Below are 17990 nucleotides of genomic sequence, written 5' to 3'. Positions count from 1 at the left end.
ATCACACACGGTCTCGGAGCCCTGCCGGAGGGTGTGCGGCTGCAGTCCGCCCACCGCACCCGCCGCCCCGGCCTCGTCCTCGCCCCGGCGGGTGTCAGGATGGGCGGCGGGTAGGCGGCAGAGGGCGAAGGAGCGGCAGTGGGCCACGAGCTCATCGACGGCAGGTTCCGCATCGGGCGTGCCATCGGCAGGGGCACCTTGGGGGAGGTCCACCAGGCCGAGGATCTGCGGGCTCCCGAGGGGGCTGCCGGGCGTACGGTCGCCGTCAGGACGATCCTGCGCCGCCGCACCGGGACACGCGTGGCCGCCGGAAGCGACACCAAGGCCGTGGAGCGCTTCGCCCGCGAGGTCACCCTCATGCGCCGGCTCGACCACCCCAACCTCACCAGGCTCGTCGCGGGCGGCATCGCCGAGGACTGCGACGGCCTGCCCTACCTGGCCATGGAACTGCTGGACGGCCGCTCGCTGCGCGACCTGGTCGAGGAGGAGTCCCGGCTGCCGGTCGCCTGGGCCGCCGCCGTCGGCGCCCAGATCGCCGCGGGTCTCGCCGCCGCGCACGCGCAGGGCGTGGTCCACCGGAACCTGAAGCCCGCCGACGTCATGCTCACCCGCGGCGGCACGGTCAAGGTGCTCGACTTCGGCATGGGCAGCATCGTGGACGACCCGGACCGGACGCGGCCGACCAGCACCGGCGTCGGCGTGGGCACGACCCGCTACATGGCGCCGGAGCAGTGCCGGGCCAAGCAGGTGACACAGGCCGCCGACCTGTACGCGCTGGGCTGCGTGCTGTACGAGATGCTGGCCGGGGCCCCGCCGTTCACCGGCGAGTCCGCGTACGAGCCGGCCGAACGGCACGTCCACCAGGAGCCGGCCCCCCTTCGCCGGATCCGCGCCGACCTTCCCGCGGAACTGGCCCGCCTCGTGGACCGGCTGCTCGCCGAGAACCCCGCGGACCGCCCGGCCGACGCCGTGACCGTGCGGGACGCGCTGCTCCCGCTCGCCGTACCCGCCGGCGAGCAGAGCCCCGTACCCGCCTGGGAGGAGCTGGACCCGACGCGGCCGCTGCGGCGGGCGGCACCGGCACCGGTCCGGGCCCCCTCGCCGGATCAGCCGGCTCCCGTGACCGCGTCCGGTGCGGGCATGGACGTCTTCCGCGTCCACGAGGCCCTCATCCGCGACTACCGCTCCTTCACGGAGGGCGGCACCGTCATCCGCGACGACCGCGTCAAGGCGTACGTCGCGAAGGACCTGGACGGCAAGTCCCAGTGGCCGAATCCCTGGCTGTCGCTCAACCCCTTCTTCCAGGGCGGCGGCTCCGTGGCCGAGCTGGCCCGGCAGAAAGTGCTGCACCCGGAGTGCGCCCGCGTCTTCCAGGCGGGGAAGACCAAGGGCGGCACCGTGTGCGACGGCCGCCCCCTCACCCTGCACCGGCACCAGCGCGACGCCATCGACGCCGCCGCGTCCGGCGCCTCGTACGTCCTGACGACCGGCACCGGATCCGGCAAGTCGCTCTCCTACATCGTCCCGATCGTCAACCGGGTGCTCCACCAGCGCGACGAGGAAGGCCCGAACGCTCCCGAGCGGGTCCGGGCGATCATCGTGTACCCGATGAACGCGCTCGCCAACAGCCAGCTGGAGGAGCTGAGGAAGTTCCTCCAGGACGGCTACGGCGAGGGCCGGGAGCCCGTCACCTTCGCCCGCTACACCGGCCAGGAGGACGACCGCAAGCGCAGGGAGATCCGCGACAACCCGCCGGACATCCTGCTCACCAACTACGTGATGCTGGAGCTGATGCTGACCCGCCCGGCCGACCGGGCGAGCCTCATCCGCATGGCCCGCGGCCTGGAGTTCCTGGTCTTCGACGAACTGCACACCTACCGCGGCCGCCAGGGCGCCGACGTCGCCCTGCTGATCCGCCGTGTCCGTGAGGCCTGCGGGGCCGAGCACCTCCAGTGCATCGGCACCTCGGCGACCATGTCGACGGAGGGCACGCCGGAGGACCGGCGCCAGGTGGTCGCCCGCGTGGCGAGCACGCTGTTCGGTACGACGGTCCGCCCCGAGCACGTCATCGGCGAGACCCTGGTCCGGGCCACCGGCGAGGCCCCCGCCACCGTACCCGCCGAACGGCTCACCTCCCCCGCCCCGCGCGGCTACGACGACCTCGTGCGCGATCCGCTGGCCCGCTGGATCGAGGACCGCTTCGGGCTGGCCGAGGAGGCGGCCACGGGCCGCCTGGTGCGCCGGCCCCCGACGCAGGTCGAGGTCGCCGCACGGGAGTTGCACGAACTGTCCGGGGTGCACGAGGAGAGGTGCGCGCAGGCGATCCGGGACACCCTGGAGGCCGGGTCGCAGGCGCGCGACCCACGCACCGAGCGCCCCCTGTTCGCGTTCCGCCTGCACCAGTTCCTGTCCAAGGGCGACACGGTGTACGTCACCCTGGAGGACAAGGCCTCCCGTCACCTCACCCGCTCGTACCAGCTCGAACAGCCCGACGGTGTGGCGCACGGAGAAGGACGGCGAGGTGCGCTACGAGGCCCGCCGCGACACCTCGGCGACGGGCGGCCGGCAGGGCGACGGCTACCTCTACGTCGACCACGAGCGGGAGTGGCCGTCCGACGTGCAGTACGCCGTGCACGACCGGCGGCTGCCCGAGTCCTGGCTGGAGCTGGACGACAGGGGCCAGGAGGTGGTCAAGCGCGCCTACCGCGACCGCGTGCCGAGGGCCGTCACCGTGGACCCGTTCGGGCAGGAGGGCCGGGGTGACCTGAAGGCCGCGTTCATCCCGTCGCCGTTCCTGTTCTGCCTGCACTGCGGGGTGGCCTACGAGCAGACGCGCGGCCGGGACTTCGCCAAGCTGGCCACGCTGGACCAGGAGGGCCGCTCCTCCGCGACCTCGCTGGTCTCGGCGTCGATCGTCCGCTCGCTGAAGGCGGTGCCGGAGGAGGCCCTCGACAAGAGGGCCCGCAAGCTCCTCACCTTCGTCGACAACCGGCAGGACGCCTCCCTGCAGGCCGGTCACTTCAACGACTTCGTGCAGATCACGCAGTTGCGCGGGGCGCTGTACCGGGCGGCCCTGGACGCCGGCGAGGAGGGCCTGCACCACGAGGAACTGGCCTCGGCGGTGACGGGCACGCTGGCCGTCTCCCCCGCCGACTGCACGGGCGAGGCCGACCTGCCGCCGTCGCTGGCCCGCAACGCGGCCCGCACCCTGCGCGACGTGGTCGCCTTCCGGCTCTACCTCGACCTGGAGCGCGGCTGGCGGATCACCATGCCCAACCTGGAGCAGACGGGCCTGCTGGAGATCGACTACGAGGACCTGCACTGGGTCGCCGCCAAGCAGGACCGCTGGGACGGCACGCACCGGGCGCTGCGGGACGCCGACCCGGCGCTGCGGGCCGAGATCACGAAGACGCTGCTGGACGAGATGCGCCGCTCGCTGGCCATCGACGTGTCGTACTTCCGCGACGACACCTTCGACTCGCTGCAGCGCGCCAGCGAGGAGCGGCTGGTTGACCCGTGGGTGCTGTCCTTTGCGGACAAGCCCCGGGTGGGCACCGCCTATCCGCACCCGTCACGGCCGGGCATGGACCGGTCGGGCCTGTTCCTGTCGGCGCGCGGCAAGTTCGGCAAGTACCTGCGGCGCGCGGACCGCGCCTTCCGGGACCTCGACCAGGACGACCTGCAGCTGATCATCACCGAGCTGCTGACGGTGCTGGCCGGGGCGAGCCTGGTCAAGGAGGTGGAGGCGGCGCCGCGGCGGGCCGGCCGCCACCGCGGGGGCTCGTCCGCGACCACGACCGGGTACCGGGTGGCCGCCCAGTCGCTGGTGTGGCGGGCCGGCAAGGGCGAGTCGGGCGCCCACGACCCGCTGACCCGCACGTACCAGAGCGGCGACGGACCCCGCATCAACACGTTCTTCCGCGCGCTGTACCGGGAGACGGCCGACGCCCTGTCCGGCCTGTACGCCCGCGAGCACACGGCGCAGGTGTCGCCGGAGGAGCGCGAGGCGCGCGAGAAGGCGTTCCGTGAGGCCGAGCTGAAGCTCCTGTACTGCTCCCCCACGATGGAGCTGGGCGTCGACATCTCCGAGCTGAACGCGGTGATGATGCGCAACGTGCCGCCCACGCCCGCCAACTACGCCCAGCGTTCGGGGCGCGCCGGCCGCAGCGGTCAGCCCGCGCTGGTGACGACGTACTGCGCGACGGGCAACAGCCACGACCAGTACTACTTCCGCCGCTCGGAGCGGATGGTGGCGGGCTCGGTGGCCCCGCCGCGCCTGGACCTGGCCAACGAGGACCTGGTCCTGTCCCACCTGCAGGGCCTCTGGATCGCCGAGGCGGGCCTGCGCCTGGGCCGTTCCGTCCCGGACGTCCTGGACGTGTCGTACCCGGACAGCGGCGACCGCCCGGACCCGGCCCTGCGCCTGCTGCCCGACGTCCAGGCGGCGGCGCACGACGAGGGCGCCCAGCGGCGCACGGTGGACGCGGCCCTGCGCGTTCTCGGCCCGCTGTTCAGGGACTTCGCCGACACCACGTGGTGGCACGACGACTGGATCGAGGACAGGGTGCGGACGGTCGCGGAGCGCTTCGACCGCGCCTTCGACCGCTGGCGCGACCTGTTCCGGGCCGCTCTGCACGACCAGTACGTCCAGAACAAGCGGCGCCTGGACTACAGCCTCACCGAGGGCGACCGCAACCGCGCCAACGCCCGCCGTCGCGAGGCCGAGACGCAGCTGAACCTGCTGATGAACGAGAGCGTCGACAGCAGGTCGGTGCTGTCCGACTTCAACCCGTACCGCTATCTGGCCTCCGAGGGGTTCCTGCCCGGCTACAGCTTCCCGCGCCTGCCGCTGGCCGCGTACATCCCGACGGCCGGCCGCCGCCGCGGCGACGGCGACTACCTCCAGCGTCCCCGCTTCCTGGCGATCCGCGAGTTCGGTCCCGGTGCGCTCGTCTACCACGAGGGCGCCCGCTACCAGGTGACCCGCGTCCAGCTGCCCCCGGACTCCTCGGGCGAGCTGACCACCGGCGAGGCCCGCCGCTGCGCGCACTGCGGCTACCACCACGATCCCCAGGACCGCGAGGACCGCTGCAGGTTCTGCGACGAGCCGCTCGGCGCGGCGACCTACGGCCTGCTGCAGCTGCACACGGTGTACACCAGCCGGCGGGAGCGGATCTCCTCGGACGAGGAGGAGCGGCGCCGCGCGGGCTTCCGGCTTCAGACGTCGTACCGCTTCCACGACCACGGCGCCCGCAAGGGCCGCCTGAACGCCACGGTCGCCGACGGCAGTGGGCAGCTCGCCCGGATCGCCTACGGCGACTCCGCGACCGTCCGCATCACCAACACGGGCCGGGTCCGCGCGCGTACGGACGAGCCGCCGGGCTACTGGCTGGACCTCGCCGACGGCCGCTGGATGAACGACAAGGACGCGGCGCAGGCGTCGGGCGACTCCGGTGAGCTGCCGCTGGTGGACGCCGACGGCAACGAGCGGCGCCGCAGGAAGCGGGTCATCCCGTACGTGGAGGACCGGCGCAACATCCTCGTCGTCACCCTCGACGAGGCGCTGCCCGAGCCGGTCGCGCTGACGTTCATGTACGCGCTGGAACGGGGCATCGAGGCCGCGTTCGAGCTGGAGGACGCCGAACTGGCCGGCGAGCTGCTGCCGCCGGACGACGGCCCGCGGCGCCGCATCCTCTTCATGGAGGCAGCCGAGGGCGGCGCGGGTGTCCTGCGCCGTCTCCAGGCGGAGGACGACGCCCTCGCCGAGGCGGCCCGCCGCGCGCTGGAGATCTGTCACTTCTCCCCCGAGGGCGAGGACCGGGGCGGCGAGACGCACCGCCCCGGACGCCCCTGTGCCCGCGGCTGCTACGAGTGCCTGCTCACCTACGGCAACCAGCTCGACCACGCGCAGATCGACCGGCGCACGGTGGCGGCCCTGCTGGTCCGGTTCGCGTCGGCCACGGCCCGGCGCGAGGAGCGGGGCGAGTCCCGCTCCGAGCAGTACCGGCGGCTGCTCACCGGCTCCGCCGCGACGGGCGAGCCCACGCCGGTGGAGCGGTCCGCCGCCGAACCGGCCGCGCGCGGCGACTTCCTGGGCTGGGTGAAGGCGCGGGGGCTGCGGCTGCCGGACGAGAAGGACGTCTTCCTGACGGAGGCGAACGCCGCACCGGACTTCGTCTACCGGCTCCCGGGCGTGAACGTCGCGGTGTTCGTCGACGGCCCGTCGACCGAGGAGGGCGCCCTGCGCGACGCCGACGCCGAGGAGCGACTGTACGACGCCAGCTGGGACGTCGTCCGCTTCCCGCACGGGGCCGACTGGGACGCCGTCGCGCGGGCCAACGCGCGGTACTTCGGCTCCCCGGCCGCGAACTGACCCCTTCAGCTGAGGATTTGACGATCACTATGGCATTCACGTTCTCCGCCGGATCCCTGGTGAAGGCCCGTGGCCGCGAGTGGGTGGTGCTCCCCGAGAGCGAGCCCGACCTGCTCGTGCTGCGCCCGCTGGGCGGCTCGGACGACGACATCGCGGCGGTGTTCCCGTTCGAACCCGTCGAGGAGGCCCGCTTCGCCCCGCCCGAGCCGTCCGACCTCGGCGACCAGCGGGCGGCCGGTCTGCTGCGCACGGCGCTGCGGGTGGGTTTCCGCTCGGGCGCGGGCCCGTTCCGCTCCCTGGCGGGCATCTCGGTGGAGCCGCGCGCCTACCAGCTCGTACCGCTGCTGATGGCCCTGCGGCAGAAGACCGTCCGCATGCTGATCTCGGACGACGTCGGCATCGGCAAGACGGTCGAGGCGGGCCTGATCGCGAGCGAGCTGCTGGCCCAGGGCGAGGCGACGGGTCTGGCCGTGCTGTGCTCCCCCGCGCTGGCCGAGCAGTGGCAGCGGGAGCTGCGGATCAAGTTCGCCATCGACGCCGAGCTGGTGCTGGCCTCGACGGTGTCCCGTCTGGAGCGGGGCCTGGACCTGGGTCAGTCCCTGTTCGACCGGTACCCGAACGTGATCGTCTCCACGGACTTCATCAAGTCCCCGCGCCACCGCGACGACTTCGTGCGCCACTGCCCCGACCTGGTGATCGTGGACGAGGCGCACACCTGTGTGGCCGCGGACGACACCGCCGCGAGCGCCCAGAGCCAGCTGCGCCACCAGCTGCTGCGCCGCGTCGCCGAGGACGCCGACCGGCACCTGCTGCTGGTGACGGCGACCCCGCACAGCGGCAAGGAGTCGGCGTTCCGCAACCTGCTCGGCCTGGTCGCACCGGAGCTGGCGCACGTGGATCTGGAGTCGGAGGCGGGCCGGAAACTGCTGGCCCGGCACTTCGTGGCGCGCAAGCGGGCGGACGTGCGGCAGTACCTCACGAAGGAGGACGGCCTGGCCGACGACTCGCTCGCCGAGCGCACGGCGTTCCCCTCGGACCGCTACTTCAGGGACGAGACGTACAAGCTGTCCCCGGAGTACCGGGCCCTGCTGGACGACGCGATCGCGTACGCCGGCGAGCGGGTCGAGGAGGCGGGCGGACGGGGCAAGCGGGAGGCCAGGATCGCCTGGTGGTCGGCGATCGCGCTGCTGCGGTCCCTGGTGTCGTCGCCACGGGCCGCCGCGCAGACCCTGACGACCCGCTCGGCTGCGGCGATCGCGGCATCGGCGGAGGAGGCCGACAAGCTGGGTGCCCCGCTGAACAGCGACGCGGCCGACAGCGACGCCATGGAGGGCATGGACGTCGCGCCGGGCGCGGAGACGGACGAGGGGGCGCCGAAGTCGCGCCTGGCGGAACTCGCCGAGCGAGCCCGGCAGTTGGAGGGGCCGGAGCAGGACCTCAAACTGAAGGCGCTCATCGGGCAGCTCAAGGCGCTGCTGGCCGACGGCTACCACCCGATCGTCTTCTGCCGCTACATCCCCACGGCCAAGTACCTGGCCGAGCGGCTGGGGAACGACCCGGAGAAGAAGAAGCGCGGCCCGCTCGGCGCCAGGACCGTCGTCAAGGCGGTCACCGGTGAGCTGTCGCCGCAGCAGCGCATCGAGCGGATCGAGGCGCTGGCGGCGGAGGCCGGCGAGGACGCGGCGGCCCGCAGGGTCCTGATCGCCACGGACTGCCTCTCCGAGGGCGTCAACCTCCAGCACCACTTCGACGCGGTCGTCCACTACGACCTGGCCTGGAACCCCACCCGCCACGACCAGCGCGAGGGCCGCGTCGACCGCTACGGCCAGCGCCGCGACGAGGTCCGGGTCGTCACCCTGTACGGCGACGACAACGGCATCGACGGGAAGGTCCTGGAGGTGCTCATCAAGAAGCACCGCCAGATCAAGAAGGACCTCGGTATCTCCGTGTCGGTCCCGGACGAGCTGTCCACGGGCGTGACCGACGCGATCGTGGAGTGGCTGCTGATGCGCGGCCGCGAGGACCAGGACGCGCTGTTCAGCGCGGACGGGTTCAAGGTGAGCAAGGAGAGGCTGGAGAACGACTGGAACTCGGCGGCGGAGCGCGAGCGGACCTCCCGCTCCCGTTTCGCGCAGCGCTCGATCCACCCGGAGGAGGTGGCCCGCGAGGTCGCCTCGATCCGTGCCGCACTCGGCGGCGCGGGCGAGATCCGGACGTTCGTACGGGAGTCCCTGGACGCGCTGGGCGCGGTGCTGCGCGACCACGGTGACGACTTCACGGCCCAGGTCGGCGGCACCCCGCTGGGCCTTCGGGACGCACTCGCGTCCACCGTGGGCGCGGAGGTGATCGAGCAGGACCGCGCGATCCCGTTCCGCGGCGACCCCGCGGTGGCGCGCGGGGAGGCGGCCCTGGTCCGCACGGACCCGGTGGTGGGCGCCCTCGCGTCCCACGTCCTGAACGCCGCCCTGGACACCCGGGCGGAGGGCGCCCGCCCGGCACGCCGCTGCGGTGTGGTCACCACGGACGCGGTGACCACGCGCACCACCCTGCTGCTGGTCCGCTACCGCTTCCACCTGACGCTCCCGTCCCGGAACGGCGAACGGCAGCTGGTGGCGGAGGACGTGAAGCTGCTGGCGTTCGAGGGCGCGCCGAGGAACGCGGTCTGGCTGCCGCGGGAGCGCGCGGCGGCCCTGCTCGACGCCACGGCGTCGGAGAACACCGACGCGCACTTCGGGGAGCGGACGATGACCCGCATCCTCGGCCGGCTCCCCGAGGTCCACGCACACCTGGAGGCACACGGCGACGACCTGGCCGCCGAACTGGACGCCGCCCACCGCAGGGTCCGGTCGGCCTCCGGCGAGATCGTCCGCGGCCTGTCGGTCACGGCCCAGAAACCGGCCGACATCCTCGGCGCGTACGTCTACCTGCCCGCCACGCCCCGCGACCAGGTGCGCGTCGGACCATGATCAGGTGTCAGACGTGGAGTGCCACGCACGCGCGCAGGAGTGGTTCCAGGCGTAGCTGGGTGGTCTCACGGTCGAAGACCTGGAGGGCGTCGAGGCAGGTGATGATCCAGCGGGCCTCGTCCTCGTCGTCGATGTGGACCGCCACGGCGGTCACCGCGCTCTCCAGGTCGAACGCGCTGTCCCCGAACTCGTCGGCGAGGGCGCGGTAGCCGGAGGCGAGGAGCGGGTCCGTGTACACGCCGGTCGCCTCGGCGAAGGCACGGGCCTCGGTGCGGTCCGTGCGCAGGCCGGCCAGGCGGCGCAGCACCTCGTCGGGGTCGCCGAGTTCGGTGTGCAGACGGTGGGCCCGGCCGACCAGGAGCGGCCAGCCGCTGGTCAGCTCGTGGAGGCGGTCCAGTCGGTCCTCGGTGTGGAACATCTCGACGCGCTGGGCCCAGCCGCGCAGGCTGCGGCGGTCGTGGCGGCGCAGCACCACGGGGGCGGCCGACGTGGGTTCGCCGCCCGTCAGCAGGGTGCGCCACAGGGCCAGCTGGGTGGGGTCGGTGACGAGGACGACCGCGCGGGTCACGCCCGGGGTGGCGGGCAGCAGTGTCTCGGCCAGGTCGACGGCCTCCCGGCAGGTCTCCGGCCGTACCGGGTAGCGGGCGAAGTCGCTGATGACGACGCGGCGTTCCCGCGGTCGTCCGCCGGTGAGTTCCTGCTTGTAGACGCTGGGCTTGCCGACGGGCGGCAGCTTCCAGTCGGCGATGCGTCCGGCGACCGTACGCAGGGTGTCGCCGACGTCGGCGGCGCCGGTGGCGGAGCTGCCGAGGACGACCCTCGTCTGGTTGGACCGCTCGCCGAGGAGGTCGTCCAGCTGGGTGATGGTGAGCGGAGCCGGCCGGCCGTCGGGCAGCTCGGGGCGGCCCTCCTGGACGATGCTCTCCTGGAGTTCGCAGTCCTGTTCGGCCCTGAGCAGGCGGGCGTCCACCTCGTGGGAGGTGCCGATCATGCGCAGGGCGTTGGGGCCGCGCAGATGCCAGCCCTGGCCGTCGTGGTTGGGGGCGAGGATGCCGAGGCCCACCATCTCGGAGAGGTAGGCGCGGAAGCCCTCGGTGTCCAGCTGCTCGAAGCCCTTGCGCCAGAACGTCTCGCACTCCTCGCGCAGTTCGGCGTCGCTCAGCCGTACCTCCAGGCCGTGGTGGCGGGCGTGGTACGCCAGCACGTTGGCGATCACGTCGTAGCGGTGGTCGAGGCTCAGCGTGTCCTTGAAGGCCGCCGAGATGCTGTCCCTGAGTCCCGCGTCCGACTCCACGACCTCGATGTCGGCCAGCTCCACCGGGTACGGGGGCCCTTCGGCTCCGCGCCGCGACCGCTTGCGGTGCAGCAGCTCGACCAGCCGGTGGCCGAACATCTGGAGCAGGAACGGCTGGTAGGAGCAGTAGCCGAGCACCCGGTTGACGAGGTCCATGTCCTGGAACTCGAAGCCGAGCGCCCGCATCGGCTCGACCAGCAGCTCGGCGGCGAACTGCGGAGCGAGCGGGCCGATCACCTTCGGGGTCTGCGCGAGATGGCCGAACGGTCCGTTGCTCGCGAGCTTGGAGAACCGCTGCACGGAGTGCAGCCCGGCGAAGACGACCTTGGCGCGGTCCTTGGTGTCGGACCCGAGACCCTTGAGCTTCTTGGTCTGGTCGAAACGGGGGGCGTCCGCCTCGAAGAACTGGTCGCACTCGTCGAGCAGGATCAGCAGCCGGCGGCGCGAGTCCCCGTCGAGCCAGGCCCGGACGGCGGCCCGCACCCGGTCGGAGATGTCCTGCCGCGACCTGCGGCCCTGCGGCCGGCCGAGTACTCCGGCCGCGGTCAGCTCCCGGTTCAGGACGCTCCACAGCGCCTCGGGCCCCAGCGAGCTGCCCTTGCCGATGTTCTCCTGGTCGAGGTTGACGTACACCGCCTGGTGGTAGCCGGGGCGCTGCTCCGTGAACCGTTCCCCGGCATCGGCGAGCAGGGCCGACTTGCCGAGGCCCCGGCCGCCGAAGATGACCTGGGTGCCGCGCGGGTCGAGGATGCTCTTGCGCTCGGCGTCACGGCCGTAGAACATCTCGCCGCCGATCCGGCCGCGCTTCTCCCTGATGTACGGGTTGACGCCGGAGAACGGCAGCAGTGTCTGCGTGGCGGTGCTGACCTGGCGGTTGCCCCGGGCCGCGAGATAGGCGAGGGCGGAGTCGTCCACGACCAGCAGCGGCTGCAGCCGGTGGGAACCGGCGGCGAGTTCGACGCGGGCCTCCCGGCCCAGCGTGCCGAAGTAGGCGACCAGGAGACTCGCACCGCTGGTGTCACGCGACGCCAGGCTCATGACGACCTCGGCGGGCGGACGGCCCCAGACCATCAGCACGCGGAGGCTGCCGCCCTGCTCGCTGAGCTGCGAGCCGAAGGCGGGTGCCTTCGCCCTGCCGTTGATCTCCACCTCGGTCACCTCGAAGAAGCGGTACTCGCGCCGGTGCGGCGACCGCTCGTCCAGGGGCTTCGCGCTCTTGGCGTCGTAACCGAGGAGCTTGAGGGCCGGGAGCAGCTGCCGCCGTGCGGACACGTCGAGCCGGTCCTTCCGCTCGGTCGCACCGAGCTGCCGCCACTCGTCCAGCGCGTCGGCCGCCAGTGCCGCCTCGTCGGCGGAGAGGGCGCCGTAGTCCAGGACGGGGACCGTGGGGTGCTTGCCGCCGGAGCGGACGAGGTCGACGAGGTCGCGGTCGATGCCCCTGGGCAGGCTGTCGGGTACGGCGGGGAAGAACTCGGTCAGGTGGGACTCGCCGGCCTCGATCTCCGGGACGGGCTCGCCGATCTCCAGGAAGTAGACGAGGTCGGCGGCGGTGGCCAGACCGCCGGTGTCCAGGTGCCGCAGGACCTGGGCGCGTTCCTCCGCGGTGAGGTCCAGGGCGTCGAGCCGGGCCCGGATCCGGCCGGCCGCCTGCTGCCGGAAGGCGGGCAGGTCGTCGCGTACGGTGCCGAGCGCCCGCCGTACGTCCAGCAGGTCGTGGGTGTCGGTGCCGTCGAGGCGGTCGCGGGCGTCGGCCAGCAGTTCCTGCAGGCGCAGGTCCTGGTCGTCGGTCACGGCGCCGTCGGCCTGCGCGCGGTGCAGCTCGGCGACGAGTTCGTCGTGCTCCCGCCGCAGCCGCGTACGCCGGGCGGCCTCCCGTTCCTCGATCTCGGCGGCCGGGGGCGGGGTGAACTCCCCGGCCCGGGCGCCGGGCAGGACACCGCGTGCGGCCAGCTCCACGATGGTGCGCGCCGCGGTGAAGGCGTCCCGGGACAGCCGCTCGGCGAGGGCGTCCTGCCAGCTCCGGTCGGCCGCGGTGAGGAGCCGGTCGAGCGACGGCCGCTCGTCCAGGGTGTCGCACACCTTCAGCAGTTCCGCGTCCAGGAGCAGTTCGGGGGAGACGGAACCGCCGGGACGGGTGGTCGCGCGGTCACCGGCCAGCAGGGCGAACAGCTCCTCCATCGAGGCGCGCGCCGCCCACGCCGTCGCGGCCGCGAGGGCGCCGGAGCGCCGCGCCAGCTGCTCCAGTTCGGCCAGTACGGCCTCCTTGCCGTCCAGCAGGGACTGGCGCAGCGAGGAGATCTCCTTGACCGCCCGGTTGCCGTCGGAGCGGTCGCCGCGGCGGATGCCGTCGACCGCCAGACACCACTCCTTGGCCAGGCCGGCGGCTCGCTCCACGAGGTGCACCAGGTCCTGCCGCCCGGAACCCTGGAGCGGTTTGCCGCTGGACGAGCGGTGCCTGCGGTCCATGCGGTCGATCTCGTTGTTGATCTCGGTCAGTTTCGACAGGCGTTCCGCCTGCTCGCGCGCCTGCGGTACGGCGTCGCGGCGGTCGTGCACCACGGTCGTGAGCAGCGAACCGAGCATGCCGTCCTCGGGGGCCAGCCAGCGCTTGGCGATCTCCGTCGCCCGTGCGAACCGCAGCCTCGGCGGGGCGAGCAGGGCACGGCACTGTTCGCGCAGCTCCCGCAGCCGGGCCTCCGTCTCGGATACGTCCGCGATGACGAGCAGCGGGGAGGCGGTCATCAGGACTCCGCTGAGGGCACGGTCGGCGACGGCGGTCGCCGCCTCCGCGAGCCGGTCCGGCAGCCGGGGCACCAGGGCCTTGAGCTGGGCGCCCGCCAGATGGTCGCCGGTGATCAGCGCCGTGCGCAGCAGGGCGGGCAGGAGGAGGAGTTCGCTGCCCTCCGCGTCCCGGCCCGCGTGTCCGCCGTACTGCTGGAGCAGGTCGGCGGTCAGCCGGGCGCCCTGGCTGTCACCGGAGGTGAGCAGCGCGGCGGCACCGGCCAGGCGGAGCGCCGTCACCTGCGGCCCGGGGTGCCCGGCGGCGCCCGCGACGTGGTGGGCGAGCCCGAAGCGGCGTTCCACGACCAGCTGCACCAGGGTCCGCTCGGCCGCGTCCTCGTCGGAGTCGTCGTCCGTGGCCGGGGCCGGGGTCGTCGGGGCGGCGGCCGTTTCCGGGGTGGGTTCGTCCTCCTCGCGCGATGCGGTGGGAGTGAGCGCGGGCGCGGGCACCGGCTCCGATGCGGCCGGGGGCTCGGTGTCCGTGTCCGTGGGCGGCGTCGGGTCGCTGTCGGCGGGCGTGGCGGCCTGCGCGTCGTCGGCCGCGTGGTCCGGGCCGGAGTCCGGCGTCCGGGCCGGTGCGGCGGCTTCCGGTTCCGGTGCGGCGGCTTCCGGTTCCGGTGCGGGGTGGGGCTCGGCCGCCTCGTCCGGGTGACCGGCGGTCTCCTCGGTCGCGCTCGCCTCCGTCCGCACGGCCGGCTCACCGTGCCCGGTGTCCGGCCGTGCCAGCGCCAGTTCAGGGGCCATGACCGCCGCCATGGCACACGCGGGCAGCACCCGCACGACCTGCTGCTGCAGAGCGAGGATCTCCGCCGCGGCGTCCGCCTGCCGGCCGAGCCGGACGAGCCGCGCCAAGGCGGCGAGCGCGGCGCTCTCCTCGCGTTGCGGCTCCTCCCACACCGGTGCGTCCAGCAGGCGGCGGGCCGCGCCGCGCGCGGCCTCGGCGGCAGCGGCGGCAGCGGCGGAGCTGTCCGGGCGGGGAGCGAGGTCCAGCAGTTCCCGCAGCGGCTCCCGGGCCCGCACATCACGTTCGTACGCCGCCCGGTGCGCGTGCACGGCGCGCGTCATGTCCTCCAGTCGGCGGGGTACGCCCTCGATCCCCACCGCTCGGAACACCGCGTCGGCGCTGTCGAAGGCGGCGCCCAGCCCGGCAAGCGGAGCCAGGTCCTCGTCCTGCGGAGGGCGGCCGTCCGTGACCGCGCCGGTCACGTTCTCCGCGGCTCGCCGGGCTTCGGCGAGGGCCGACTCCAGCCGGCGGCAAGCCGCCTCCGGATCCGTCACCGTCTCGGTACGGTCGTCGTCGGGTGCCGTCGCGGGTACGTCGTCGGAGGCGACAGGGTCAGGTGCGAAGGCCCGCTCGTCCGCGGGGCCGGGGGCGAAGTCCGGGTACGCCGCCATGACGGACCGCGCCGCGTCGGCCACGGCGGCGAGCCGTGCGGTCTCCTCCTCGTCGGCCGTCGCCCCGAACCAGTCCTGGTCCGCCGCCCAGGCGAGGACGGACGCGTCGGCCACGGACGCGTTGCACCAGGCGAACACCGCGGCCCGGACCAGCGTCGTCCCCCACCGGGACACGGGGTCGGAGACCGTCTCGTCGTCCTGCGCGAAGACGAACCTGCCCACCTGGCTCATCACGGTGAGCGTGAGTTCCCTGACCCCGCAGACGCAGTGGTGCTGCCGTGACTCGCGCCGCAGTCTGGCGAGTACGTCCCGGCACAGGGCGCTGCCCGCCCGTCGAGGGGCCGCCATGCGGATTCCCAGGCTGCCGAGCAACCCCTGCCGGTCCTTGGGCGGCAGGGAGTTGAAGGCGAGTTCCACCATGCCGACCGTGAGGTCGTTCAGGGCGGCGGCGGCCGGGTTCTCCAAGGCGTTGAGCGCGTCGGCCAGGCCTTCGAGGCTCTCGGCCGAGACGTTCGGCGGGGACAACGGCGGCCCCGTGACGACGCGGTAGCGGTCGTGCATGAACACATGCTCCGTTTCTGTGGCTGGTTTCGCGGGATGGGCTCACTCGACGCCGAGGAGCCCGAGGAGACAGCAGAGGTGGGGATCAGCGGCCGCGCACGTGCTCGGTGACGAACGTGTATCCGTAGGGCAGTTCCCAGCCGTCCGCCTTGCCGAGCCTGCGGCAGTGCTCTCGGAAGGCCGCCCGCTGCGCCTGGCTCGGCGAGCAGCCCGGCCGCAGGCGGCGCAGATGGCCGGGGACGAACTGGGCGACGCGCAGGCTGCCCCCGCCCGGTTCCGTGCCGCCCCAGGGGCGTATCACCCGTGGCCGGACGGGGCGGTAGCCGATGAGAGGGACGGCCGGTTCTCCCGGACGTGCCGGGAAGTGCGGTTGCCCCCAGGGGTCGCGGCTGCCGAGGGCCGGCTCCAGAAGCCGTTCCGCGAGCAGTTCCGCGACCGCCGCTTCCAGGGCGGCCGCCTGGGATGGGGCCGGGCGACGCCCGTAGGCCGCGCTCGGCAGGACCGAACGGTCCAGCAGGGCATGGCCGTCCAGGGTGAGCAGCCCGCAGCGGCGCGCGGTGCGCATGACCAGCTGGCGGGGGCCGAGACCGGCCGCCGTGTCACCCTCGCGGTCACTGCCCGGAGCGTCCTCCCGGGTGAGCACACGGGGGTCGAAGCAGTGCCCGACCACCCGGTCGCCGGTCTGCACCGGTTCTTGGAGCCGTGTCGTGGCCAGGCGGATCACCGTGCCCCCGCGGGGCCAGCTCAGCTCGAACACCAGGCCGGGGAAGAAGTCGCGGGGCCAGTCCACCCCGGTCAGCCGGCCGGTGCCGTCACCGTCGTCACCGAGTTCGGCGGCGACAACCTGAACGGCCTCGCCTCCGGCCTCAGGAACCAAGTCCAGCGCGGTGTGGCGGAGTTCGAGGCGTATCGAAGGGCGTCGGCCGTGTGACCGGCGCAGTTCCCGCGCGACGTACGGGTGCAGGGGGAACCAGCCGTGGATGAGATGGGCCAGCCGCAGGGGCGCCCGCCAGACGACGTCCTTCGCGTCGCTGCGCAGGAGTTCGCCGGGCCCGAGGGAGGCGTCGTCGGCGAGGGGCAGATCGACCGGCTCCACCTCCGGTTCCGGCTCCGCCTCCGGTTCCGGATCCGCCTCCGCTTCCGGCTCCGGTTGCGAGGGCGTACGTGCCGTGGACGCCCACCCGCGTCCGGCCGGCGCCAGTGGGTCTCCGGGCGGTTCCGCGTCACCGGGGTGGTGGGACCGCCATACGCCTCCGCCCTCGAAGGCGTCGTCCAGCGTGATCCGGGACCCGTTCTCGAACAGGCCTTGGTCACTGTCCCGTTGAACGACATCGGCGAGCGCCACGTTGGCCCGGCACACCGCTGCGGCGTACCCCACTCCCCCCAGCGGTTCCGCCGCCCCGGGGAACCCGCGAAGCCGCGGTCCGACCGCCGTGTACACGGTGACCGGGGAGGTGAGGCCGTGTCGCCGCCTCGTCGGGGTGGCCGCGTGTTCCACCGCTGCCGCGAGGGACCTGAGGTCGTCGCCGCCCAGCGGTCCGGTGTCGCGCCAGCACTCCGCGAGAGAGGTCCGGGTCATGGCGTAGTGACCCCACGTGCGCAGCTTCCCGCTGGACTCGAGGACGCCCCGCACCGTGTCGAGGAGACCCAGCAGACCGGACCTGAGGTCGTCGTCGTGAGTGCCGCCCACCAGTTCGGCGAGGGAAACGGGCACGAAGGGGCTGAGCAGCTGTTTCCGCGCCGTTGTCAGGAGGTGGTCGGCGTACGCCGTCAGGTCGTCGCACCGGGCCGCCTCCCGGGACGGGTAGCGGACGTCCACGACGACATGACCGTCCCCGTCGATCCAGCGCCGGCGCGTGCGTAAGCGGTGGAGCTGGGCCGGTGACAGGCTCAGGGCCGGGCCGAAGGCGTCGAGGTCCGGGACCAGCAGCTCCCTCCGCCGGGGAGCCGCGCCGCTGCCGGGACTGCCCGGCCCCTCGGCGCCCGCGGGAGCGCCGGACACCCAGGCCGGCACATCACCGAGCGGGCTCACCTCCGGGTGGGCGCCCTCCCGGTAGACGATCTCGGCGTACAGCGGGTCCGACCCGGTGGTGACGCACACCATGGCACCGACCGGGAGCACCGGAGCGCTCTCGCCGAAGGTGATCACGGGGAAGTCGTCCAGGGACAGCGGGCTGCCGCCGTAACCGTCGCCGCCGAGGTCGTACCCGAAGTACACGGCGTTGAACGCGACGGTGGTGTGCACGGGCGCCGAGCGGGCCGCGACCACCGCTTCGAGATAGCGCAGCAGCCGATCCCGCTCCTGGCCGGGTACGGCGTCGTAGCCCCTTGTCATCGCCGGGGTCAGCAGGGCCCGGTCGCCGTACGGATCCGGCACCTCCGCCCCGTCGTGACACACCACCGACGGCCCGGTCCGCCCACGTTCGCCGACCGTTGCTGATACGTACGGGTCCCCACCCATGACACCTCCGCCGCACGACGAGCCTCCCCAGCCCGGCCTGCGGTGATTCCGCAGACTAGGCCCACGCGTGGCATTCCGGTGGCACTTTCGTCACTTTGCGATGGTGCACAGCTGTTCAGGCGGATGCTTCCACGCAGCCACGAGCGGCTGCCCGGAAGC

General features: G+C 73.4%; 3 protein-coding genes and 1 pseudogene. 2 read left to right on the top strand and 2 right to left on the bottom strand.

The features are described 5' to 3' along the window. Positions 1-138 precede the first annotated feature (138 nt). Positions 139-6373: pseudogene (locus tag ACZ4U1_RS11665) on the top strand (protein kinase domain-containing protein). A 29-nt stretch (positions 6374-6402) separates the two neighbouring features. Further along, the gene (locus ACZ4U1_RS11660; protein WP_467902324.1) at positions 6403-9339 is read left to right on the top strand and encodes a helicase-related protein; all 2937 of its coding nucleotides are present in this window, start codon (positions 6403-6405) and stop codon (positions 9337-9339) included. Positions 9340-9346: 7 nt separating this feature from the next. Here the strand turns inward: ACZ4U1_RS11660 and ACZ4U1_RS11655 are convergent, their stop codons facing one another. Both ACZ4U1_RS11655 and ACZ4U1_RS11650 read right to left on the bottom strand, forming a co-directional pair. Beyond that, the gene (locus ACZ4U1_RS11655; RefSeq protein ID WP_467902323.1) at positions 9347-15370 is read right to left on the bottom strand and encodes a hypothetical protein; all 6024 of its coding nucleotides are present in this window, start codon (positions 15368-15370) and stop codon (positions 9347-9349) included. Positions 15371-15455: 85 nt separating this feature from the next. Then, the gene (locus ACZ4U1_RS11650; protein WP_467902321.1) at positions 15456-17747 is read right to left on the bottom strand and encodes a hypothetical protein; all 2292 of its coding nucleotides are present in this window, start codon (positions 17745-17747) and stop codon (positions 15456-15458) included. Between the last annotated feature and the right edge of the window lie 243 nt (positions 17748-17990).

Source organism: Streptomyces sp. NPDC028928 (genome assembly GCF_055564915.1).
Note: the sequence above shows the minus strand (reverse complement) of the source record. Positions and strands in the feature narration are given on the sequence as shown.